Origin of the sequence: Bacteroides faecium (assembly GCF_012113595.1) — a bacterium.
GTDB classification, from domain to species: domain Bacteria; phylum Bacteroidota; class Bacteroidia; order Bacteroidales; family Bacteroidaceae; genus Bacteroides; species Bacteroides faecium.
Map to the genome: position 1 here is coordinate 5,210,957 of NZ_CP050831.1, position 24,740 is coordinate 5,235,696.

A 24,740-nucleotide genomic window follows, 5' to 3' on the forward strand; every position below is an offset into this window, starting at 1 on the left:
AATAAGAAACACTTAAATGTAGGGCGGATTTCTTTCGCCAAATGCAAAGAAAAAGTATCTTTGCACGCAAACAGTACGATTATGGCAAAGATACTATTGGTTGAAGATGAAATAAATATCGCCTCTTTTATTGAACGGGGACTGAAAGAATTCGGACATACGGTAAGCGTCTGTCATGACGGCAACACCGGTTGGAAAATCCTTCAGGAAGAGCCTTTCGACCTTTTAATACTGGACATCATCATGCCGAAGATAAACGGGCTGGAACTCTGCCGTCTCTATCGTCAGATGTTCGGTTATCAGACTCCCGTTATCATGCTGACAGCCTTGGGCACAACGGAAGATATTGTCAAAGGACTGGATGCGGGAGCGGACGATTACCTTGTCAAACCTTTCAGTTTTCAGGAACTGGAAGCGCGTATCAAGGCATTGCTTCGACGCAGCAAGGAAGTTGCCGCCAACCAACTGGTTTGTGATAATCTGATATTGGATTACAATACCCGGAAGGCCAGAAGAGGTGATATAGACATCGAACTCACCGTCAAGGAATATCGTCTGCTCGAATATTTTATGACTCATCAGGGGGTAGCCCTCTCACGTATCACCTTGCTCAAAGATGTATGGGACAAGAACTTCGACACGAATACCAATATCGTGGATGTTTACGTCAATTATCTCCGGGTAAAGATAGACCGTGACTTCGATAAGAAACTGATTCACACGGTTGTAGGATTAGGATATATCATGAATACTTAAATGCGTCACCAATCGGCAGGAATATGAAAGTAGGTTCTAAAATAGCTCTTTTCTATACATTAGTCAGCGTGCTGACCACTGTTATCATCATTGCTGTATTTTATATTTTCAGCACGCAGTATATTAACAAGCTCTATGCTTCCTACCTTCGTGAAAAAGCCTACCTGACCGCACAGAAACATTGGGAGAAAGACGAAGTGGACGAACAGAGTTATCAGATTATCCAACGCAAATATGACGAACTTCTACCCGAAGCCCATGAGATTCTTTTGAATATGGATAGTCTTTCCGAAGTACGTGACACACTGAATAAATATCTCACCCAACAGCAACAGACACTTCTTATAGCAGGCAAAGACAGCATCCCTTTCTCCTTCAAATATAAAGACCAACTGGGCGCAGCCCTCTATTATCCCGACAATGAAGGCAATTTCATCGTTCTCGTCATGTCCCGCAATGCTTACGGAACGGAGATTCAGGAACATCTGTTGCTGCTTTCCATATTCCTGGTGCTATTCAGTTCTATCCTAATCTACTTTATAGGAAAAATCTATTCGGGACGTATCCTTGTTCCCCTTCAGCATATATTGAAGGAGCTGAAAAAGATACGTGCCAACAGCCTCAACCGGCGATTGAAGAAGACAGGCAATAATGACGAACTGGAAGAAATCATAGTCACCCTGAACAGTATGCTCGACCGCCTGGACAGTGCTTTCAAAGCAGAGAAATCCTTTGTCAGCCATGCGTCACACGAGCTGAACAACCCAATAACCGCCATTCAGGGAGAATGTGAAATCAGCCTGCTCAAAGAAAGAAGTACCGGAGAATACGTGGAAGCCCTGCAACGGATTTCATCGGAAAGCAAACGGCTTTCCAATCTGATACGCCATCTTCTTTTCCTCTCCCGGCAGGACGAAGAACTGCTGAAGAATAATATGGAAGAAACCTCTCTGCAGGATATGCTGACTGACTTGACAACCGGCAATGACAGAATCCGGTTTCACATTCAAGAGCCCGGCACACAAGCCACTGTACAGGCAAATCCCTATCTGCTGAAAATAGCATTGAAGAATATCATAGATAATGCCTGCAAGTATTCTGAAAAGGAAGTGGATATCACCCTTTCCCGTACCAACCAGCAAACCGTGGTTGAAATAGAAGACCGGGGAATCGGTATTCCGCAGGAAGAAATAGAGCATATCTTCCAGTCCTTCTACCGGGGCAGCAACACGCATGACTATGCAGGACAAGGAATCGGACTCAGCCTGACAATGAAGATTATATCCGCATACAACGGAAAACTGGAAATATCTTCCGAAATAGAAAAAGGGACAAAAGTACGGGTGATTTTCTAATTCACCCGCTTTTTATCCCTTTCTCACTTCTACCTACTGAAAACATACAATTTAATCTATGAGAGTTTTTTTCATAGAATAGATAATGAAATTATTTATATACGTCTTTGCAATAACTTACCGTTTTTATCATACAGCATCCGTTCATAGACCACTTCCACTATAAGAGGGAAAATAAACAAGGCAAAGAAAGTGGCTCCTATCAGTCCGCCGATGATAACAATCGCCAGTGGACGCTGTGACTCCGAACCGATACCATGGCTCATGGCGGCAGGCATCAAACCGATAGCTGCCATCGCCGCTGTCATTATCACGGGACGAATACGTGAACGGACTCCTTCTTTCGTCGCTTCCTGCAACGGAGAGCCCAGCTTCAGATTCGCTTTTATATCGGATATCATAATCACACCATTCTGAATACAGATGCCAAACAGGGCTATGAAGCCGATACCTGCCGAAATGGAGAAGTTGAACCGTGTGAGCAGAAGAGCTACAATCCCCCCGACAGCCGCAAACGGCACATTCAGCAATACCAGCCCGGCATCCCTCGCATTAGAGAAAAGGACAAACAGAATGATAAAGATAATAGCAATACTGACAGGCACTACTTGCGCCAAGCGCTTCGTAGCCCGTTGCTGATTCTCAAAGTCACCCGTCCATTTCAAAGAATATCCCGCAGGTAAATGTACAGACGCATTCACCTTTTTCTGTGCTTCCGCAACTGCTGTACCCATATCGCGTCCCCGCACAGAGAACTTAACGGCACAGAAACGTGCATGATTATCACGAAAAATCAATAACGGTCCCGTGATGGTCGTGATATCCGCCAGTTCCTTGATAGGTACCATCGTTCCATCCATTGCCGGAACCAGTATCTTGCCTATCTCCTCTTCATTCTGACGGAACTGTTCGCTATATCTCACCATGATATTGAATTTCCGCTCATCTTCATAGAGTAGTGAGGCCGATTTACCGCCGATAGCCATTTCGATAATCGACTGTACATCTTCTTTGGCTACTCCGTAGCGTGCCAACTGCTGTTCGTTCAATTCGATACGAAGCTCTGGCTGACCGATATTCCGGATTACTCCCAAGTCTTCAATTCCCTGCACCGTAGCGAGAATCTTCTCAATCTGAACCGCATACTTTTCCGACTCGTATAAATCCTTACCGAAGACTTTCACGGCAATAGAGCCTTTCACGCCCGAAGCCGCTTCTTCCACATTATCCGTAATCGGCTGCGAGAAGTTAAAGTCAATGCCGGGATAGATGGACAAATCATCCTGCATCTTGTCAATCAGTTGCATCTTGGTCAGTTTGCTGTCCCACTCCTTTTCGGGATAGATATCGACATGAAATTCTATATTATAGAATCCGGTAGCATCCGTGCCGTCATTCGGTCGTCCGGTCTGCGACAATACTTGCCGCACTTCGGGGAATGTCAATAGCTTTCTTCTCATTTTATTGGCAAGCGTCACTGATTCATCCAAAGAGATACTTTGCGGTAAAGTGGCGCGGATATAGATAGAACCTTCATTCAACTGCGGAAGGAATTCCGTCCCCAGAAAAGAGAAGAGCCACAAGCCGACGCCCGCTACCACCGTAGCCAGTCCGATAGTCAGCTTTCTATGCGCATAGAACGTATCAAAGAGAGCCGAACATCTAGTATTGATAAAGTGGACAAAGAAATTCTTCTTTTCACGGACGTTTTTCTTCAATAGCATGGAAGACATGACCGGCACTAAGGTAAGCGTAAATATCAGTGCCCCCAAGAGTGCAAAACCCAGTGTATATGCCAAGGGGGAGAACATCTTCCCTTCCACTTTCTGGAAAGAGAAAATAGGAATCAGTGCCGTGATAATAATCAATTTGGAGAAGAATACCGCTTTCGCCTTATCCTTTGCCGTGTGACGGATAAGTCCCATTTTCGACATGACGTTGAAAGCAGGCATTCCCACTTGCCGGGCTTTCTTGTCCAGGGCGACAAATACTCCTTCTACCATCACCACCGCCCCGTCAATAATGATACCGAAGTCGATGGCTCCCATAGAAAGCAGATTGGCGGACATTCCCATTGCGCGTAAACAGATGAATGCGAATAACAGTGCCAATGGGATGACAACAGCAACAATCACAGTGGTCCGCCAATCTGCCATGAAAATTAAAACAATAAAGGTAACCAACAATATTCCTTCAATCAGGTTATGCGTCACCGTCTTGACAGCCAGGTTCACCAAGTCCTCACGGTCATAGAACGAGACTATTTGCACATCTTTCGGAAGCACATTCTGATTCAAATCTTCTATCTTGTCTTTCAAGCTGGCGATTACCTCGCCCGGATTCTCCCCTTTCCGCATCACTACGATACCTTGAACTACATCGTCCTCATCCATCCGCCCTACCTGTCCGAGACGGGGCAGACATGATTCGTGTACCTCGGCAAGGTTCTTTACCAAAATCGGAGTACCATTGATATTCTTTACTACGATATTCCGCAGTTCGTCCAGGTCGTTAATCAGACCGATACCACGGACGACATAAGCCTGTGAGCTTTTAGTAATCACATCTCCCCCTACATTGATATTACTTTTGGCTATCGCGTCATAAAGTTCGAGGGAAGTAATGCCGTAATTAATCAACTGGTGAGGATTCACACTCACCTCAAAAGTTTTCACTTCACCACCGAAACTCACAATATCCGCCACACCGGACACCGAACGGAGATTACGCTCGATTACCCAATCCTGAATGGTCTTCAAATCCCGCACACTGCGTTTGTCACTACGCAGCGTATAGCGGAAAATCTCTCCGGTAGGGCCATACAAAGGCTGGACTTCCGGTGTCACCCCATCGGGCAAATCGGCATCATTCAGCAAATTATACACTTGCTGACGGGCTGTAAAATCATCCACACGGTCTTCGAACATCACATTAATAACGGAAAGTCCGAAAAGTGTAGTCGAGCGGATATCCGTTTTCTTCTGAACCGGGTTCATGGCTATCTCGATAGGAATCGTGATAAATTTCTCCACTTCTTCCGCGCTGCGTCCCGCCCATTGCGTGATAATCGTCACTTTCGTATTTGTCACATCCGGGAAAGCATCTATCGGAGTGTGCTTGAAAGAAACAGCTCCGGCTATAATGGCAATCGCCGTGCAGAAGAAGATAAAGAACTTATTCTTCAGCGAGAAAGCCACTATATTATCTATGAATTTATGCATAACTCTATTCTCTGTTTTTAATCTGCATTCAAAGCATTATACACTAACAATACATTATTATTCAACACTCTGTCTCCTTCGGAAAGTCCGGAACGGATATAACATTCTTTGCTCAACTGCTTGTATACATCCACCTCTTTCACTTGCAGCCGCTGGTCCGGTTCCACTACGACCACATAGTTCCTGCCCCCTTCAAATACCAGCGCATGAGAATCAATGCGGGGCATCGAGGTTCCGTCCGCCCGGCATTTTACGCTTACGTTCGTAAACATTCCCGGCTTCAGCAAATAATCCTCATTCTTGAGTTTGATACGGATGTTCATCGTTTTGCTTTCATTATTCAAGAGATGATATACCTTGTCAATCGTTCCGGCAAACGTTTTGTCGGGATAGGCCAGTGTAGAGATACGTACCGAAGCCCCTTCGGACACTTTGCTGATGTCACTTTCATATACATCCGCCATCACCCATACATCGGAAAGTCCCGAAATCGTAAACAGTTCTTCGCTCTGGTCGGGGCGCAACTGCATATCCCTGCTGATTTGCTTCTCCACGATAAAGCCCGATACAGGCGACTTCAACTGATAATAGGCATTTCCCGAGAAATTATAAATGGAGAACACTTCCTTTATCCTTCTCTCTTCCGCTTCGGCGCTTGCCAATTCCTGTTTTGCCTGAAGTATATCCTTATCCGAAGCCATCCCGGACAAATACATATCCTGTGTAGCATCCATGTTTCTGCGGGCTAACAGTAATTGCTGTTCCGCATCTTTCAGTTGCTTTTCATACTCCGCCACTTCCCCACTGCGGATGACTGCCAGCACTTCTCCCTTACGGACGAAGTCCCCGATTTCAGCTTTCAGCTCCGTCACCGTACCGCCAAACATCGGATATACATGCGCCACTTGATTTTCGTTAAAAGTCACCCGTCCGTTCAGTGTCAGTTCGTCTATCACTTCCTGGACGTGAACCGTATCGACGGATACGACTTTCAGCAAGCTGTCCGTCAGACATAAGGCAGCCGGGGCAACATTCGGTTGTTCGCCTTTGCCGGAGCATGCTCCCAATAAAGTAGTAAGCAATATGCAAGGAAGGAATTTATTCCAGTTCATAGTCTTTGATAATTTATAGATATTAGTAATTCAATATATTCTGTCCGATAGTTGTATTCAGGTTTTCGATGGCGAGAAACACATCTTTCTTTATCTCATACAACTGAATACAGGTTTCTTTATAACTGTCATAGTAATCAATAAACTCCAGTAAACTGATATTGCGTTTGCTGAAGTTCTCGTTCACGCCTGTTATCAGTTTCTCAAAGTTGCGTTCCAGGTCCATGTTGGTAGATTGATAAAGCTGCACTGCCTTTTCCAGTGAAGCATAAGCGGTATAAAGCTCCATATCCGCACGGTTGGCAGCATCTTCCTGCTGTACTCCCGCTTGCTGGATACTGAAACGGGCAGCCTTTATATTTCCCTGGTTACGGTTGAAAATAGGTACGGACAGGCTTACTCCTACCGCAAAATAATTATTGATAAAGTTTCCGGCACGGTCATAATTACCTTTCACCGAGAATTCAGGGAAAGCCATCGACTTCTGCAATTTCAAATTGGCACGGGAAGCGCTTACCGTACTCCGCGAGATTTTCAAGTCCGGACGCTCATTAATCATCGCTTTCAAATCAGCGAATGACAGTCGGGACAAATCAAGCTGTTTCAGTACCTCTTCATCCAATGATAATGGAATCCGGGTATCTGCCGGAAGATTAAGCAACCTGTTAAACTCTACTCTGAGAGTCAGCAACTCATTCTCCCGTTCATTCTTCTCTTTCTTTAAAGAAAACAGCATGGATTCCAGACGGGATATTTCCATCAACGAAATATTTCCTTTTTCCTGCTGCACCTTCATCCCGGCAAGTAACGCTTGCAGGGAATTTACTTCTTTCTCATAGATAGAAAGGGATTTGGTAAGAAAATAAACTTGTACGAACTTCTCATTCAGTTCCTGCCGAAGGGTACGTATCACTTCTTCAAACTGGTATTCGGCTATTTCCTTATTGATTTTTTCCAGCTTCACCTGCTTGTTCCGCTGTCCGGCAAGGCGAATCACCTGTTCAATCTCTACAACCGTCTCGCCCTCGCTGCCAAAATCGAAATACTTTCCGTTCAGCCGGTTGTAGACATTCTGTTCCAGCGAAATCACCGGATTCTCAAATAGTTTGGCTTGCAGAACCTGCGCTTGTGCCATGTCTATGTTATAACGTTCAGCTATCAGAGACAGGTTACGTTCCAGGAAACGTTGTTCCGCATCCTTTAGTGTCAGCGTGCCCGAAACCTGCTGGGCACATAATGCTCCCCTTGTCAATAGAAGAAAAAAAGAAATTAGAAATACTCTGTTCATTGTAATCATCTTTTTACCTTATCGTAGTTTTCGCGACAAAATTACAATTCTGCAATCGTAGAGAAGGAAAAAAGCCATTATAAGGCTCTCATTTCAGATTAGAATTCGATTAGAAATCATAAAAACAATAGAAAGGAAGTATTGTAAAGTCAACAGGAAAAATAGCTATCCGTACTTCTTGCAGATAGCCCTATCTTTGCAAAGTGAAAAGATAAACACTAACCCCTAAAAATTAGAAGTATGAAAATAGAAGATTTGAATAAAGATAGTTTCGTTGAAAAAGTTGCTGACTTCAAGGGTTATCCCGACCAATGGGAATTTAAAGGAGACAAACCTTGTCTGGTAGATTTTCATGCGCCATGGTGTATCTATTGCAAAGCGTTATCACCCATATTAGACCAGTTGGCGAAAGAATACGAAGGGAGATTAGATATTTATAAGGTAGATGTCGACCAGGAACCGGAACTGGAAAGTGCATTCAATATCCGTACTATTCCAAATTTGCTGCTTTGCACCAAAGACGGCAAACCGACTATGCAACTGGGCACGATGAATAAAGCACAATTAAAGGAACTGATAGAAACCAGTTTGCTTTCATAATATATGATACGTTGAAACATTTGCTTTTATAATTAGTATATATTTTAGGCACGGATTGCACGGATTTCACGGTTTTAGTTAATCAGAACCGTGTTATCCGCGTAATCCGTGCCTATATTATTTCAGACGCTATTTGCTAATCCGCGCCTGTATGATTTCAACTGTTATTTGTGCAACAGGATATCAGTTCCCGGAACAATCTTTCCCATCGACCACACACAACGCACATTCAATTCCTTATCAAGAATCACAATATCGGCATCCTTCCCCTTAGCCAACGCCCCTTTCCGGTCGCTAACTCCAATCAGACGGGCGGGAGTCTCAGAAGCCATGCGTACAGCATCTTCCAAAGGTATATTCGCTTTCTTCACCATGGTACGCACCAGTATATCCATAGTAGCCAAACTGCCTGCCAATGCAGAATGGTCTGCCATCTTACATACTCCGCCTTCAATAATATACTGAGGGTCAACCGGCACAGTCCCGTCAGAAGCGGCATAAGCCAAAGCGTCCGTTACGAGACAGGTATTCTCTACACCTTTCAGTTTATACACCAGTTTCAATATAGTAGCCGGCAGGTGAATACCGTCCGCAATCACTTCCACAGTCATTCCGTCCGTCAGATATACGCTTTCCACTGTACCCTCATATTTATATTCACGGCGTTTGTGGAACCCCGGCATCGCATTGTAGAAATGCGCGGCATGGGTAAAGCCTACCGCATATGCAGCCTTAATTTCATCATACTCGGCTTCGGTATGTGTCACGGCGGTCATAATTCCTTTCGAACGGGTGTACTTCGCAAAATCATGCGCGCCGTGCAATTCGGGACTGATGTCCCAACGCTTGATACAGGAAGTATGCTCCAACAAAGGAATATATTCATTTTCATCCGGCATTTTCAGGAAACCGTCATACTGCGTGCCTGCCATCTTCGGATTCAGATAAGGGCCTTCGATATGCAGACCGAGAATAGGAGAATCTTTCTCCTTTATCAAGCTCTCGCAAACATCGACTGCCTGATAAAGCCTTTCAAAAGAAGTGGACGATAAAGTAGGGAACATACTGGTGGCACCATGTTTCAAATGGGCAGTAGTTGCCGTGCGGAAAGCCTCTTCCGTAGCTTCTGTAAAGTCGTGCCCGCCACCGCCGTGCGCATGCATACTCACAAATCCCGGTACGATTGTCATCCCGCGGGCATCAATAATCGTTGCACCGATAACCGCCAGATCACTGTTCGTCACCTCTAATATTTTTCCATCACAAATCAATACGGAGCCATCTTTCAACCAGCCTTGCGGGGTAAGTATTCTTCCGTTTATTATCTGAGTTAACATAGTCTTCTTTTTTTATAGGATTTAAAACAATTTATTGGTACCTTCTACCAGCTCTCCCATTGCCCATACAGCCCTTACATTCAAGTCTCTGTCCAACGCAATGATATCGGCATCCTTACCACGTTCGAGCGTACCTTTACGGTCCAGCACTCCCATGATGCGGGCAGGCGTTTCGGAAATCATCCTTATCACATCCGCCAATGGAATCTCCGCTTTCTGCACCATCGTGCGAATCAAGCGATCCATTGTCGCCACGCTTCCCGCCAAAGCGGAACGGTCTGCCAGTTTACAAACCCCGTCCTCAATAATTACACGCGGGTCAAAAGCCGTCTGACTGTCACTGGCCGCGCAAGCCAGCGCATCCGTTATCAGACAGGTACGCTCCACTCCTTTTATTTTGTAGACAAGACGCAGAATTGTCGGGGGCACATGAATACCGTCCGCCACTACTTCCACGGTCATATCGTCAATCAGATAAATACTTTCTACCGTACCCTCATATTTATACTCCTTCCGTTTATGGAATCCCGGCATGGCATTATAGAAGTGGGTGGCATGAGTATAGCCCGCTTCATAAGCCGTCTGTATATCCTCAAATTCAGCCTGTGTATGTCCTACCGAAGCTAATATACCTTTTGTTGTGATATACTTGCCGAACTGCATAGCTCCCGGAAGTTCCGGCGCAGCGTCCCAACGCTTGATACAATGCGTCTCTTCCAGCAACGGGATATATTCTTCAGGGTCGGGATTCTTGATATTTTCGGGAATCTGCCCGCCTGCCATTTCCATATTGAAATAATGTCCTTCCAAGTGAAGTCCGAGCACCGGGCTATTCGGTTCCGCCATCATTTTCTCGGTAGTCTCTGCGGCCGCGCGAATCATAGGAATGGTTGAAGAAGAAAGTGTGGGGAAAATACTGGTAGTGCCGTGCTGTATATGAGCTTTGATAGCTGTTTGGAAAGCCTCTTCCGTGCCTTCCATAAAATCTCTTCCGCCGCCACCATGAACGTGGATTTCCACTCCACCAGGGACAATGTACATTCCTTTGGCATCAATCAGTTTGGCTCCGATAATGGCAAGGTCGCAGTTTGTTACTTCCAGAATTTTATTGTCGCGGATAAGCACTGACCCATCCTTGAGCCAGCCTTGCGGGGTCAGGATGCGTGCATTAATGATTTGTGTTAACATACCATTTGTTATTAAATTAATTATAGGTCTGTGTGAATCAATGACGCTCTTTTTTGGGGGGAGTACATTGATTTTTTTCATCTGCAAAATTACGCTTTTCTATTCAATCTATTGATAAAATCGTCCGGCAAACTTCCGATATAATACAAAAAAAGAGGTTGCCAATCTTATCGACTGACAACCTCTTATATTATATGGAGCGGAAAACGAGACTCGAACTCGCGACCCTAACCTTGGCAAGGTTATGCTCTACCAACTGAGCTATTTCCGCAAACTAAATTCCGTCATTCAGAAAACTGAAAGATTGGTGCCCAGAACAGGACTCGAACCTGCATGCCTCTCGACACACGCACCTGAAACGTGCGCGTCTACCAATTCCGCCACCTGGGCAAAACTTAGTTCCATCATTTCAAAGAAACAAGAGCGGAAAACGAGACTCGAACTCGCGACCCTAACCTTGGCAAGGTTATGCTCTACCAACTGAGCTATTTCCGCAAATAAACTTTATAAACTGTGAAGAGGAGGAGACTCGAACTCCCACAACATCTCTGTCACTACCACCTCAAAGTAGCGCGTCTACCAATTCCGCCACCTCTCCATAATTCTAAAAGTTATTAATCTCTGTGCCCAGAACAGGACTCGAACCTGCATGCCTCTCGACACACGCACCTGAAACGTGCGCGTCTACCAATTCCGCCACCTGGGCAAAGATTATTGTTCCAACATTTCAAAGAAACATGAGCGGAAAACGAGACTCGAACTCGCGACCCTAACCTTGGCAAGGTTATGCTCTACCAACTGAGCTATTTCCGCATTTTTTCGTTTGCGGTTGCAAAGGTAGGGATTTTCCGTAAACATGCAAACATTCTGCACACTTTTTTTTAAGAAATCTGCACACTTTGCCCCCACCGCAAAACAATCTTTTTGATTATCAACTCATTCGGTCCCGATAATCCTCGTAAGAAAATTGCTTGTAAATTTCAGCCTTCCCCTCTTTTGTCCATAAAGCGATGGCAGGATGATGAATTCCGTTAAACATATTTGTCTTTACCATCGTATAGTGAATCATGTCTTCGAACACAATCCGCTCTCCGATTTGCAGTTCATGGTCGAAACTCCACAATCCCATATAATCACCGCTCAAACAGGAATTTCCCCCAAGACGGTAAATGTATTTCCCTTCATTTCCCATTTCCGCGCCACGGACTGCCGGCTGATAAGGCATTTCCAGGCAATCAGGCATATGGCAGGTGAAGCTGACATTCAGGATGGCTGTCTTGATTCCACGGCTCTCTACAATGTCCACGACCTCGGAAGTCAGGACACCCGTCTGCCAGGTAAAAGCCGAGCCGGGTTCCAGGATAATCTGCAAATGCGGATAGCGTGATTTTAATCCTTGTAACAGTTTTATCAGATGTTCCGTATCATAATCTTTGCGGGTCATCAGATGTCCGCCGCCCAGGTTCAGCCACTTTATCTGCGGGAACCAACGGGCAAACTTCTCTTCCAGATGTTCCAATGTACGTTCCAACTCATAAGAGGAAGATTCGCAATGGCAATGGCAATGAAAACCTTCAACCCCTTGCGGCAGTGTCTCCGGCAACAAATCAGCCGTTATCCCGAAACGGGTACCGGGTGCACACGGATTATAAAGTTCCGTCTCCACCTCTGAATATTCGGGATTCACACGAATTCCACAGGAAATTCCGCTTCCTTCGGCTACCGTCATCGGATAGAAGCGTTCGAACTGCGCCATCGAGTTGAAGGTAATATGGCTGCTGCAACGCATGATTTCCGGGAAGTCCTGTTCTGTATAGGCAGGAGAATAGGTATGCGCCTTGCTGCCAAACTCTTCCAATGCCAAGCGGGCTTCATATATCGAACTGGCCGTTGAATGATTGATATATTCGCGGAATATAGGGAAAGAGCGCCACATGGCGAACGATTTGAAAGCCAGGATAATCTCCACTCCCGCCCTGTCGGCTACGCTTTTTATCAAACTCAGGTTCTTTCTTAAAAGTTCTTCTTCCATAATGTAACAGGGAGAAGGAAACCGGGTAAAATCTATCATATCTACTATTATTATCTAAAGTAACGTTTTACGAACGTGGATGCAAAAATACAAATTCAAAAGCAAAGAGGGATTGTTTTATTTTTAATTAAGATATTGGTTTTCGAGAACTTTTTCTTATTTTTAGACCTTAATAATATATAAGTAGTTGTATCATCCTAAATACCTGATTGAATATGAATAAAGATTTAAGAAAAGTCGTGATTCTGCTGGCTCACCCAAACATCAAAGAATCACAGGCAAACAAAGCATTAATCGATGCTGTCAATGACATTGAAGGAGTGGCGGTTTTCAACCTTTACGAACTGTCCGAGGAAATCGCTTTCAATGTGGACGAATGGAGTAAAATCATCTCCGACGCTTCGGCTGTCATCTACCAGTTTCCTTTCTACTGGATGGCTGCCCCGTCATTACTCAAAAAATGGCAGGACGAAGTGTTCACTTACTTGTCCAAGACTCCGGCTGTCGCAGGCAAGCCATTGATGGTGGTAACAACTACCGGCTCCGAATACGACGCTTACCGCAGCGGCGGGCGAAACCGCTTCACAACCGACGAGCTTCTACGCCCGTATCAGGGCAGCGCGATTCATTCGGGTATGGCATGGCAGACACCTATTGTCGTTTACGGAATGGGGACCGCAGATGCAGGAAAGAATATTGCCGAAGGAGCGAATTTGTACAAGCAACGGGTGGAAATGCTTGTCAATAGCAGTAATGCAGGGAACAATTGGTAAGACAATGAAAAGCGTAGCTTTAGACTGGATAAAGCTACGCTTTAGCATCCTTAAAGCATAGCTTTAGATGCCGCAAAGCTCTTCTTCTTCAACGTCAGCACCGGCAGGAAAATAAATACCCCGATTACGGACATTATCAATCCCCCGATAGTGCCTGCGGCCAACGGAAACCAGAAACCTTCTTTTTCCGCTCCTACCATGAAAGGGATAAAACCCAGGATAGTGGAAGCTACCGTCAGGAAAATAGGAATCACTTTCGTGTTCCAGGCTTTCACGTAAGCCCGGAGCGGTGAAAGACACGGGAAACGCTTACGGATAGAATTATATTCATTCAGGATATAAATACTCGCATTTACCGTAATACCGCAAAGCAGGACAAAGGAAGCGAAACCGCCCTGGTCGAAGTTCAGTTTGAACCAGTAAAATGTAAGGAACACGCCGATATAAGATACCGGAATCACAAAGATAATAGCCAACGGCTGTTTCAGAGAATTGAACAGGATACTTGTGATAAAGAAGATAATGGCGATTACTATCAGGAGCAGACGATATTGCTTGTTGTCCTTTCCACCCCATGACCAGTTGTTTTCTTCCGATTTGGCAGTATATCCCATTGGAAGAAGCTCGTTAAACTCTTCCAGGTCTTTCTTCAACAGTTTGTTTCCCTGTTCCGAAGAGCCGATATACTCATATTGCAGGCATAATCGGTACTGCTGATTCTCCTTCGCCACTTCCTGCGGCATCTGTCCTTTTTCTACGGTTGCCAGTTCCGAAAGCTTATATTCCTTACCGCCCGCCTCGAAAGGGTAATACTGCATCGCCCATACATCCCTCTCTTCCGACTGCCGCGAAGAAAGTTTTATCTTTTCCGTACCCTCTTCCGTCACCACCGAACCGATTTCCATATTCCGCCCATATACCGGACGGATAGCGGAAAACAGTCTCCCGGCTCCAATCCCTTCCTCTGCCATCCGTCGTTTATCCAGATTGAAATAGAATTCCATATAATCATCCTTCCACCAAGAGAAATCGGAACCGATGGTCACTTCCCGGATACGGCGGTGGGACAACAGCTTTTCTTTCAACTTTTCCGCCTGCGCATACAATTCATCATAATTGTACCCATACATCTTCACCCGGAAAGAACCCGCATTCTCACGTACATTATTACTGAATCCCTGGTCTTGCAATCCGTATATGCTCCAGTCACCACCGCCCAGTTGGAGCGCCTTGCCAATCATATTGGCCTTCAGCGTATAGGGGAAACCGCTTTTTTGATGTTCTTTCGTAAAATAAATATGAATAGATGCCTTGCGGGCGCTTTCCACAGACGTCTGAAACTGCTTGATTTCCTTAAATTCGCTCAGATAGGTTTCCATCTTCTTAACCAGTGTATTCATCTGTTCCAGTGTACTTCCATTCGGCAGATTGGCATTGGCATGAAGCACCACCTCTTCATTGCGGGTAAAGTAACTCCCCTCGTATACCTTTTGCACAAACAGCCTTAACGTTCCGCCCAATACCTTGTCCACCACCGGTTTCACCTTTTCCTTATAAGTGGAAGTACCCAGCGTCTTATTATAAGCTTCCGCCCACTTGTCATCCCCTTTCATCTTTTCCGGCAACAGGAACACCGGTAATCCGAAAGCCAGCAATAACAGTATGCAAACCGCCACTCTCCAACGACAGATAATCCGTATCAGCCACCCGTAGAAACGACTGAAATAAACCGGAACACGCCGCATTTTCGAACGTATCCACACAAAGGGACGTACGCTGCCCATTCGTCTTCCGAGTTTTGAAAGAGATGTTTTCTTCCGCCGTTTCAGTCCGATTTTATCAATCAGGGAAGGGACGAAAAACAGGGCGACCAATAATGAAACTCCCAGATTGATAATCACCACAGCAGCAAAGTCCTGCAAATTGAGCCGTATCTTCTCATCCAGAAAGAAGATAATAACCAGTGCCCCTATCGTCGTCAACGTAGCTGCCAGTACGGACATGAACGCCTTCCGGTTCCCGCGCCTCAGATAATGGTCGCTCATCACTATCGTATTGTCAATCACAAGATTCAAGGAAACCGTGATACCTGCCAAAGAGTATAACTGCATTTCCAATCCGAACGCATAATAAAAAATAACGGCTATCGCTATATTGACGGACAGGCTGACTACAATCAGAAACAGGTATTTGGGACTGAAAGTAATCAGCAACACAAACAGAAGCAGAATAGCCACCGTCACTCCCGTACGCAGATAAATCTTGCTTAGTTCTTCCTGAATAAACTCCGTAGCGTCATAACTGGTGTGAATCTCATACCCCGCCGGAAGAAACGACCGGATACCGTCCATATACGCTTTCACCTCCTTGCTCAACGCTAACTGGTTAGCCGTTTCTTCCGCCACGACAGACAGATAAATCGAGTTTAGCCCATTAATCCGGTAGTAACTCTGCGGCTGTTCTTCCACACGGGAAACCTTCACCAGCTCATTCAGACCGATAATTCTCCCGTCTTTCATCTTTACCTGTATGTGTCCCGCATCAAAATCCCGGCTTTCAGATTCGGGAACCAGTGCCAGACGTATCCACTGCCTGTCCGAAGCCCCCTGTTCCACATCATAAGTACCCATGAACTCTTTCTGGTAATGCAACCGAACTGCCTCACGGATATCATCCGTACTTATCCCGAGCGTGCGCAGTTGTTCGGAATCATACTCCAACCGCCACTCCATCGGGGTAGCACCGCTAAGGTTAATCTTATAAATCCCCGAAAGCTGTGCAAGGCGTGTTTTTATATGTTCTTCCGCATACTGCTGAATCAACACAGGTGTAGCAGGCGCATTAATTGTAAACGCCATAAAAGGAGACTGGCTGCTCTGTCCGGGACTCTGCATCTGAATATACGGATAACTCACCCCGTCCGGCAGTTCCGGCCACGTCTGGCGGATAATGGTGGAAGCCTCGAAACGGGCGACCGCCGCATCCACATGCTTGTCCAGGTTCACGCTGATACTTCCCCACCCGTTTCCCGAAGTTGAGTAAATTCCCCGAATCCCTTTCACGCGAGCAAGCATCGCCTCCAGTTTACTGGTAGCCGTCATCTCCACCACACGTGCCGAAGTGCCGGGCATGCTGAAACGCACCGTGAAGCCGGGCAGCGTCCGTGACGGGTTCAGTTTGACAGGCAACAGCGGGACAAGTGCCAGCCCGACCAATGCCACACAGACAAAAGCCACAATCAGCGTAAAGGCGGAAGCCTTCGGGGACTTATTTATTTCAGAATCCATAGTTTGCATTATCATCATTCATTATATTTCACCACAGAGGACACAGAGATTTACTATTTTTTATTTACTGTAGAGTAACACAGAATCTCACGTATTTATTGCTCTGTTTTACTTGCGGAAAGAGAGCGAGAAGGACTCTGTGTCCTCCGTGTCCTCTGTGGTGAACTCATTTAACCAACTTCCCCCCATTGAAATCGAACCTGTCCGAAAGAGAAAGCTTCGCGGCGAAATCGAACAGGGTAAGCCGGCGTATCTTGTAATAATTCAGCCAGTAGTTCTGCAAGGCTGAAATATAATTCCGTTGTGCCTGCTGCTGCCTGTTGAGTGAGAGTGTCAGGCTGTTTATATCCGCCTTGCCGATGATAAAACGCTGTTTTGTCTCATTATAAGCAAGTACAGACAAATCCAAAGCCTCTTCCGCGCTTGCTATCAACTGCTGCTGGATATTGAAATCGCTCACTGTCATAATCACTTCCTCTTCGATACTAATCTCATCCTGGCGTGCCGAAATCTTCACCACATTCAGGTTATTGCGCGCCATATTATACTTGCCTTTGCGGACGCCCCAATCCAATAACGGGATAGAAACACTGACAGCCACCAAATCCTGCTGCATCGGTTTATGATATACATCCCCGAAATTATCCGCCACCTGGTTAAAACCGACGCTCGCATTCACACTTGCGTTGAAACGGGATTCTTTCTTTGTCTTGTCCACATTCCGTTCCGCTTCCAGTACATTCTGCTTCAATTCCAGCAATTGGGGGTTGTTGCTTCTTCCCCAACTCAAAGCCTCATCCACCGGAATCTCTATCATGCCCGGACGGGAAGGGAGTTGCAGTTCGATTTGCGTATTCTTATCCAGATTAAGAAAAGACGCTAAAGAGAACATCGCCCGTTTCAGGTCGCTCGCCTTGTTCTGAAGAGTATTCTGTGCGTTTACACGGTCCAGTTTCAATGTCAGCAGGTCGGCTTGTGAGATGGCGGCTATCCGGTGGCGTTGCTGCCCGATACGGTAAAGCGTATCGGTGGAAGCCAGATTGTCTTTTGCCAGTTTATATTCCGCCTGTGCCATGGCAAGAGAAAAGAAATAGTTCGTGGCCGTTTCCGAAACTTTCTCCACGTTATAAAGGAACTCCTTCTTCACACGCTCATATTTCAACGGTTCTATTTTCCGCTCCCACTTGAAAGGATTGTATCCTACCAGGCTCTGCGAATATCCAAGCCTTATAGGGACACTGGTGAGTTGTGTCGCGCTGTTATCCCCGAAGTTGCGCATATAGGCAAGATTCGATTCCAGATAGAATGTACCCCCGGTCAGGTCGAGGTTCTGCCTCACGCTCAGGCCGCCGTAGGCATAATATGATTGCTGCGTGCGGTACACGTCGAGGTTGGAGCCCGAATCATAACGTTTCGTTATATCCCGGTTATATTGCGCCGGAGTAAGGTCCAGCGTCAGACTGGGCAGGCGGTTCGCCTTATATGTCCGGTATTCCCAATAACCGGAGAGATACATATTCTGTGTGCGGAATGATTCCAGCGAACTGTCGTTGGCCAAAGCAATCGTCTGATTCAAGTCCAGTACCAGATGTTTCTGTGCGTACAGCGGGGATTCACCACAGAGGATACAGAGGACACAGAGAAAGGTGGGAATTCTTAATAATCCGTTCATAACTCTCATATTTGAACTATTTGTTATTATTTGCTACTTATTTCAACTTTCTTACTTCTTCTTTTTTCCGGTAAATGAACCAGTAAAGCAACGGTATGATGAACAGGCTCACTGCCGTGCCTATCGACATCGTTCCTATCATGGCAATGGACAACGGCTTTTGCAGTTCCGAACCCATATCCGAAGAGAATAATAGCGGGACCATGGCGAAAATCGTAGTCAGTGAGGTCATGATAATGGGACGCAGGCGCCTGCGTCCGGCTTCGTGGATGGCTTCCAGCAAAGGGACGCCTGCCTTGCGCAGTTCATTGATTGCGTCTAGTTTCAGGATAGAGTCATTGATTACGATACCGCAGGTGACGATAAGCCCGATGGCTGACATCAGATTCAGTGTATGCCCGCAAATCCAAAGCAGCAAAAGCGCGAATGCAACGTCTATCGGGATTTCCGCCAAGACAAGCAGGGGTTGCAGAAAGCTCTCGAACTGTGCCGCAAGGATGAAATACATCAGCAACAGGGAAATCAGAAGTATCACTACCAGTTCGTCCAGCATTTCCCGGTTCGAGAAGAAGCTGCCGGAAAAGCCGGTATCCCACTCTCCTGTATTTCCGGCTACCTGCTTCACGTCTTTTATCAGCTTGTCCGCATCCCGCACTCCATAAAAATCGAAAGGCACAAATTCCCCGTTACGCCCGGCAGTAATACTCTTCAGGTCTTCGGCAGGAGCCACCTTTACTAGTTCCCGGAGCGGGATATATTCTATATTGCCCTGGTTATCCGGCTGTGTCTGTATCAATGTCTCCTGCAAGACCCTGTTCACGGTCTTTTCATTCCCTGCAATATTAATTGGAAGATACTGCTGGTAAGAATGTAGCATAGTCACGCTGTTTTCACGGAAAGCCGTTTTCAAGACACGGTAAAGTTCATTATAGGAGACACGGTAAAGCAGCAGTTTTTCCTTGCTGATGCTCAGGTTCAACTGATTTTCAAAAGCGATGCCCGTAGGATTGATTCCAGTTTTCCCTGCCAGTTCATGCTCCAGTTTGCGAATCGTTTCCGCTTCCGGTGCCTGTGCCCTGTTGCGTGCATAAAATTCAGCTATGATATCCGGCTCACCCGTCACAAAAAGTTTCTCGAATACCGTCTCCGGTGGAGAGAAAGAAATGACGGAGAGCGGATAACGTTCTTTCAGCCGTCGGTATATTTCCTGTTCCAAAGGAGCTATTTCACTGGAAGTTTCCGTCCGGAAATAAAGTTCCGCTTCGGAAGAGGAAAGTTCCCTTTCCCGGTTCAGGATAAAATCCTGTCTGCCGACAGAAGCCGTCTGTTCCAGAGAGCGGCCGTCCAGTTCCTTAAAAAGTTCGTCCACACGCTTCCTGTTTTCATCCACATGGATATTTTCATTCCATTCTATGCGGACAATCAGTTCGTTTTCTTCGATATCGGGCATCCGCTCCTTGTCTATAAAGAAAAAGAAGAATACACAGAGCGGAATGGAAATGACGCAAAACAATACGCTGAACGTTTTATGACGGAACACCCAGTCTACTCCGGCGTCATAGAAACGGTCCAGTGTATGGTCTTTTATCGGGTTATTGAATTTAAAGGAGAGCCACTTCCATTTCCGGGTGTGGATACCTGCACGGTAGACCAGCAGATAAAGGACGGGAAGCAGCATGATACCTGTAAAATAAGACACCATCAGTCCTACCGTGACGGAGAAAGCCTGGTCGTAGAAGATGGCTCCGGCAATACCGCTCATAAAAATCAGGGGGGCGAATACGGCAATGGTGGTCAGCGAAGAGCTCAGCATGGGGGTCACCACTTCACTTGTTCCTGTGATACAGGCACGACGCAGTGAATATCCCCGTTCGCGGTATTGCGAAATATTCTCGGTCACGATAATCGAGCTGTCAATCATCATTCCCAAAGCCAGAATCAATCCTGCAAGGGAAATGATATTCAGTGACATATTACAAAGGTAGAAGAACACGAAACTGATGACGATGGAAACCACCATGCTGAGCCCGATGACCAACGGGGATTTCACGTCACCCAGGAACAGGACTGCTACCAGGCAGATAAAGAGGAATCCTAAAGAAAGGTTCTGCTGCAGATTGGAAATCGTGAAGTCCAGCAACTCCGTCTGGTTACGGCTGATACTGAAATCAATGTCCGGATATACCCGCTGGAAATACTTCATCGTTCCTACCAGGGAGTTCTTCATCTTGTCCATATTCTCATCCGCCTGCTTGATGACAGCCAGTGTCACCGCACGCTTACCGTTCGATAAAGACACGCCCTTTTCCTTCACGGGCACGATATTGACCTTGCAGAAATCCTTTAACTGTACAATGCGGTCACCCTTACGCAGATAGATATTTTCCACATCTTCCGCCGTACGCAGCAATGTCGAGAATTTGATATTATATTCGTAGTACCCGTCACGTACTGTCATACTGCCCGGTTCTACATTGTTGGACGACAGAGCGGATTCAATATCCTCGATGGCAAGTCCCATCATGGCAAGCTTGTCCTCATCAGGCACAATCTGTACCTGGCGTTCCACCAGTCCGGTCACGTCCACCATAGCCACTTCTTCGAGCTGCTCTATCCTGCGCTTGATAACCGATTCGGCAAATTCACACAAGTCAAGAAAGGATTGCTGTCCCGTGGTAGTAGTACTATAAGCACTGTCATTCTTCAAGGTCAGGTTCAGGTAGAACACGGGAATATCCGTTGCACTCGCCTTGATAACTTTCGGACGTTCCGTTTCCTTGGGGAGATAGTTCATCGCGGCGTCTATCTTCTCATTGACCTCGATAAAAGCAAGGTCCGTATTAGTGCCGAACTCAAAAGACAAGCGGATGATACCCGCCCCGTCCCTCGATTCGCTATGAATGTCTTTCAAGGTGGAAACTTGAATCAGTTGGCTGCGCAAAGGTTTCACAATCGTGTTTTCCAGTTCGCGGGCGGATGTATTCGCGGCAGAAACCTGTACGGTAATCTCCGGAATGGCGATATTCGGAAGCAGCGATATCGGCAGTGTGGAATAGGTCACCAAGCCGATTATAAAACAGGCGGTGAAAGCCATCAACACGGCGATAGGACGCTGGATTAAAAATTTTATCATGCTTACTTTAGTTTTAGGCACGGATTACACGGATTACGCTGTTGCTTTATGCTATCACAATTCTAAAACCGTGAAATCCGTGTAATCCGTGCCTTTTGATTATCTTACATTTACTTCCGCTTCATGTGCCAGATTCAGGTTTCCGGTCACAATAACCGTATCTCCTTCCAATAAACCATCTTCAACACCTTTCTGGGATTTATCAGAAACAATGTATTCCGTTGCATTCTCCAGTCCCGTATGCACATAGTTCCACATAGCCTTGCCTTTTTCCAATGTAAACACCACTTGCTTGCCGGAGCGCAGTACCACAGCCGTCTTGGGAATCACCAACTGTTCCCCCAAGTTCCGCCTGACACTGACCCGCACATTCATACCGCTAAACAACTTGCCTTCACCGTTTACGTCAGCCTTTACCTTTACCATTCCATTGGTATCCACCAACGGATTGATTTCGGATACGCTGCCTTCAAAAGAACTTCCCCCGGCATAAGGAATAACCGTCACCTTGTCACCTTTTTTAATAAAGGCAAGTTCATTCTCCAATACGGTAAATTCAGCTTCCATTCCTTTGGTATCAAGAATAGTACAGAATACTTCCGAGGTATTAGCCGGATTATAAGGCTTTGAAAAAAGATTAGCCACCACCCCGTCAAAAGGCGCGGTAAGCGTCGCGTGTTCCGTTTCCCTTTTTGTCAGTTCGTACTGGGACTTCGACTGCTCATAACCGCTCTTCACTTTCGCAAGTTTCATTGTCTCCACAGGAACCTTGCTGAAATCATCCGGTGTATATCCCTGCCCGATGAGCACATCTTTCAACTCGAGTTCAGCTTTCAACAAAGCATCTTCCACCTGGGACAGTTTCTGCTCCAGACGGAATTTATCCAGTTCTGCCAGTTTCTGTCCTTTATGTACACGGTCACCATTCTTCACATAAATACGGGCAATGACTTCACTCGTTTCAAAACGCAAATCGGCTTTGCTACGGGCATTCACCTTTCCATTGCTTACCAGTTCATGATCAAAATTACGCTTCTTCAGAATTTGAGTGGTAACTTCATTCTTTGTGTCAGGAAGAACGGTGGAGACACCTTTTTCCTGTTCATCGGCACTACTTTTCTTATCAGAGCATGAGGTTGTCCCCACACAAGCCAAACAACATAACAGCACCCATATACAATTGTATTTTTTCATAAGCATATTTGTCTTCATAGCGTTTTACTTTATGTTTTACTTAGTTACAAAAGTAACATAATTGAAATACCTATATTTCGTTTATCAGTAATAATTTTCTTACATGAGTTACATCACAACAATTCTTAACATTACAATTTCCATTTCATTGTACCTATGCATTTATTTCAATAATTTCTTTACTTCCTTTCTCATCTCTTTTACTGCCGTCGATTGCACTTTCGGTTCTTTTGTCAATACAACCTCTGCGGCACGCTTTAACTTTTCCGGCTGACAATATTCCGGTTCCGCATAAAGTTTCACCAACAGATAAAACGGATAAATTCGTCCCGGAAGCCGATGTGTAGAGCGAATTAAATATTCTTCGGCTTTCTCATACGCTCCTAATGCCTGATAATTCTTGCCGATGATATTCAGAATCATAGGATCATTGCTATGCGTCATTGCTTCCTCCAATATCCTTGTCGAGTTATCATATTCTTTCAATTTATGAAGAGAATATCCGTATTCAAAGAGAAATGCTCCACGATTCGCTAATTCTGGGTATAACTTCCCGTAGTCTTCTTTAGCAGACTGGTAAGCTCCTATATTATAAAGCATCTTACTACGATACCAGTCCTTACACGCAGCATATTGATTGTTTTTCCAATAATACGTTCCTAATAGAGCCATCATCGAAATAAAAAGGAATAATATTACTTTAGAACGCCCAATAACACAAGCCGCCAACAACAAATAAAATGTCACTGCAAATCCGGGAATCTGCATCGGATAAGAAGAAAAGGCAAATACCAAAAATGAAATTACTCCGCCACAAATACCTATTCTCCCTTCGCTACTCCCCTTCCAAAGACAAAATGCAATTACTAACGAGACAACTAATAAAAAAGGAATCCCATATTCCATCGCTACTTGCAGATATTCATTAAAAGCATACTCCGGGCTTCCTGCCACCAACTCTTCTGTCTCCGAAAATTCCCCATTTGCAAAATAGCTTTCTTGCGCTCTGCCATAAGCTGAAACAAAGTTCCCTGTGCCATGGCCTATAAGCGGACTTTCGGCAATAGCCATACTACTAATTTTCCACATGAACAAGCGTCCATTGGCAGAAGTCGCTTTTAGCTGAAAAAGAGCATAACCTGCCACTATGATTATAACGCTGCCTGCAATGCAAGCCAGTACTAGTTTTTTCTTATATTTTCGTCCAAATTCCTTTAGTTTGCTTCCCCATGAAACGTGCATTCCATATACCCATATACCCGATATTGCGGCAGCAATCCATGCCGAACGGCTCATTCCGGCAGGTAGTACACAAAGAATCAACAGCATAACTCCTAATGCTATGTAATACTTTCCCTGTTCTACCCATGTACGTTCTGTTTTTTCTTTCAAGTTTAGCCATTCATACAGGCAAAGCGGAAATATCATCGCCAAATATCCCGAATAAGGTCCCGGATTATAGAAAGAGCCCGTAAGTGCATATAAAGAGTGATTGGAAACAGCCAAGCCGTATATCTGCCTCAATCCCCAGATAGCTTCCATTCCACCCAGGACAATCAATACCCACGTCACGATGGATGGAAAAGACAAATAGTTTTTTCTATTCAGACAAAAGGATAATAGACAACAAGCGACAAAAACAAAAAGCATGCGTCCCAACCATAGTTTTTGATATGCCATTTCACCGACAGGAATATCATTCGAAGTAGCAAAAACTACTACGCTCAAGATTGCCGCAACTCCTGTAAGAGTTATCACATCCGCCATATTCTTCTGTGTCATCCGCATCAAT

15 protein-coding genes and 6 tRNA genes are annotated in these 24,740 nt (G+C 45.5%); 4 read left to right on the plus strand and 17 right to left on the minus strand.

Annotated elements, in window-relative coordinates; all coding sequences use genetic code 11:
* The first annotated feature begins 81 nt into the window (after positions 1–81).
* The gene (locus BacF7301_RS19415) at positions 82–756 is read left to right on the plus strand and encodes a response regulator transcription factor (protein WP_167965429.1); all 675 of its coding nucleotides are present in this window, start codon (positions 82–84) and stop codon (positions 754–756) included.
* A 23-nt stretch (positions 757–779) separates the two neighbouring features.
* A complete protein-coding gene (locus BacF7301_RS19420) occupies positions 780–2,111 on the plus strand; it encodes a sensor histidine kinase (RefSeq protein WP_167965431.1) in 1,332 nt (443 codons plus the stop codon).
* A 95-nt stretch (positions 2,112–2,206) separates the two neighbouring features.
* On the opposite strand, the gene BacF7301_RS19425 is transcribed toward BacF7301_RS19420, so the two are convergent.
* Genes BacF7301_RS19425 through BacF7301_RS19435 form a run of 3 tightly spaced genes read right to left on the minus strand, consistent with a single transcriptional unit; the run spans position 2,207 to position 7,732 of the window.
* Complete coding sequence (locus tag BacF7301_RS19425) at positions 2,207–5,332, minus strand: efflux RND transporter permease subunit (RefSeq protein WP_167965433.1); 3,126 nt, start codon at positions 5,330–5,332, stop codon at positions 2,207–2,209.
* 17 nt (positions 5,333–5,349) lie between these two features.
* Positions 5,350–6,444 carry an efflux RND transporter periplasmic adaptor subunit gene (locus tag BacF7301_RS19430; RefSeq protein ID WP_167965435.1) on the minus strand — a complete coding sequence of 365 codons (1,095 nt, stop codon included), beginning with the start codon at positions 6,442–6,444 and terminating at the stop codon, positions 5,350–5,352.
* A 22-nt stretch (positions 6,445–6,466) separates the two neighbouring features.
* Positions 6,467–7,732 carry a TolC family protein gene (locus BacF7301_RS19435; protein WP_167965437.1) on the minus strand — a complete coding sequence of 422 codons (1,266 nt, stop codon included), beginning with the start codon at positions 7,730–7,732 and terminating at the stop codon, positions 6,467–6,469.
* A gap of 240 nt (positions 7,733–7,972) precedes the next feature.
* On the opposite strand from BacF7301_RS19435, the gene BacF7301_RS19440 reads away from it, so the two are divergent.
* On the plus strand, positions 7,973–8,332 hold the full coding sequence (locus tag BacF7301_RS19440; protein WP_167965438.1) for a thioredoxin family protein: 360 nt from the start codon (positions 7,973–7,975) through the stop codon (positions 8,330–8,332).
* 164 nt (positions 8,333–8,496) lie between these two features.
* Here the strand turns inward: BacF7301_RS19440 and nagA (BacF7301_RS19445) are convergent, their stop codons facing one another.
* The 9 genes from nagA (BacF7301_RS19445) to nspC form a co-directional block, all read right to left on the minus strand.
* Positions 8,497–9,669 (minus strand): N-acetylglucosamine-6-phosphate deacetylase, encoded by a 1,173-nt coding sequence (gene nagA, locus BacF7301_RS19445; RefSeq protein ID WP_167965440.1) that lies wholly within the window; start codon positions 9,667–9,669, stop codon positions 8,497–8,499.
* 21 nt (positions 9,670–9,690) lie between these two features.
* Positions 9,691–10,857, minus strand: coding sequence for an N-acetylglucosamine-6-phosphate deacetylase (gene nagA / locus BacF7301_RS19450; RefSeq protein WP_167965442.1), 1,167 nt, complete (start codon positions 10,855–10,857; stop codon positions 9,691–9,693).
* A gap of 195 nt (positions 10,858–11,052) precedes the next feature.
* Positions 11,053–11,128: transfer RNA gene (locus tag BacF7301_RS19455), tRNA-Gly, on the minus strand.
* Between the two features lie 34 nt (positions 11,129–11,162).
* Positions 11,163–11,247, minus strand: a tRNA-Leu gene (locus BacF7301_RS19460).
* 32 nt (positions 11,248–11,279) lie between these two features.
* Positions 11,280–11,352, minus strand: a tRNA-Gly gene (locus BacF7301_RS19465).
* Positions 11,353–11,371: 19 nt separating this feature from the next.
* Positions 11,372–11,455: transfer RNA gene (locus BacF7301_RS19470), tRNA-Leu, on the minus strand.
* Between the two features lie 26 nt (positions 11,456–11,481).
* A tRNA-Leu gene (locus tag BacF7301_RS19475) sits at positions 11,482–11,563 on the minus strand.
* Between the two features lie 34 nt (positions 11,564–11,597).
* Positions 11,598–11,670: transfer RNA gene (locus BacF7301_RS19480), tRNA-Gly, on the minus strand.
* A 118-nt stretch (positions 11,671–11,788) separates the two neighbouring features.
* Positions 11,789–12,928, minus strand: a complete 1,140-nt coding sequence (gene nspC, locus BacF7301_RS19485) for a carboxynorspermidine decarboxylase (RefSeq protein WP_167965444.1) — start codon at positions 12,926–12,928, stop codon at positions 11,789–11,791.
* 176 nt (positions 12,929–13,104) lie between these two features.
* On the opposite strand from nspC, the gene BacF7301_RS19490 reads away from it, so the two are divergent.
* Positions 13,105–13,662, plus strand: a complete 558-nt coding sequence (locus tag BacF7301_RS19490; RefSeq protein WP_167965446.1) for an NAD(P)H-dependent oxidoreductase — start codon at positions 13,105–13,107, stop codon at positions 13,660–13,662.
* Positions 13,663–13,712: 50 nt separating this feature from the next.
* On the opposite strand, the gene BacF7301_RS19495 is transcribed toward BacF7301_RS19490, so the two are convergent.
* From BacF7301_RS19495 to BacF7301_RS19515, 5 genes are all read right to left on the minus strand, one after another.
* On the minus strand, positions 13,713–16,958 hold the full coding sequence (locus tag BacF7301_RS19495) for an efflux RND transporter permease subunit (RefSeq protein ID WP_167967254.1): 3,246 nt from the start codon (positions 16,956–16,958) through the stop codon (positions 13,713–13,715).
* A gap of 157 nt (positions 16,959–17,115) precedes the next feature.
* On the minus strand, positions 17,116–18,621 hold the full coding sequence (locus BacF7301_RS19500) for a TolC family protein (protein WP_369805537.1): 1,506 nt from the start codon (positions 18,619–18,621) through the stop codon (positions 17,116–17,118).
* Positions 18,622–18,658: 37 nt separating this feature from the next.
* The gene (locus BacF7301_RS19505) at positions 18,659–21,754 is read right to left on the minus strand and encodes an efflux RND transporter permease subunit (RefSeq protein WP_167965447.1); all 3,096 of its coding nucleotides are present in this window, start codon (positions 21,752–21,754) and stop codon (positions 18,659–18,661) included.
* Between the two features lie 99 nt (positions 21,755–21,853).
* Complete coding sequence (locus BacF7301_RS19510) at positions 21,854–22,948, minus strand: efflux RND transporter periplasmic adaptor subunit (protein WP_209319462.1); 1,095 nt, start codon at positions 22,946–22,948, stop codon at positions 21,854–21,856.
* Between the two features lie 162 nt (positions 22,949–23,110).
* The gene (locus tag BacF7301_RS19515) at positions 23,111–24,736 is read right to left on the minus strand and encodes an O-antigen ligase family protein (RefSeq protein ID WP_209319538.1); all 1,626 of its coding nucleotides are present in this window, start codon (positions 24,734–24,736) and stop codon (positions 23,111–23,113) included.
* Positions 24,737–24,740 lie beyond the last annotated feature (4 nt).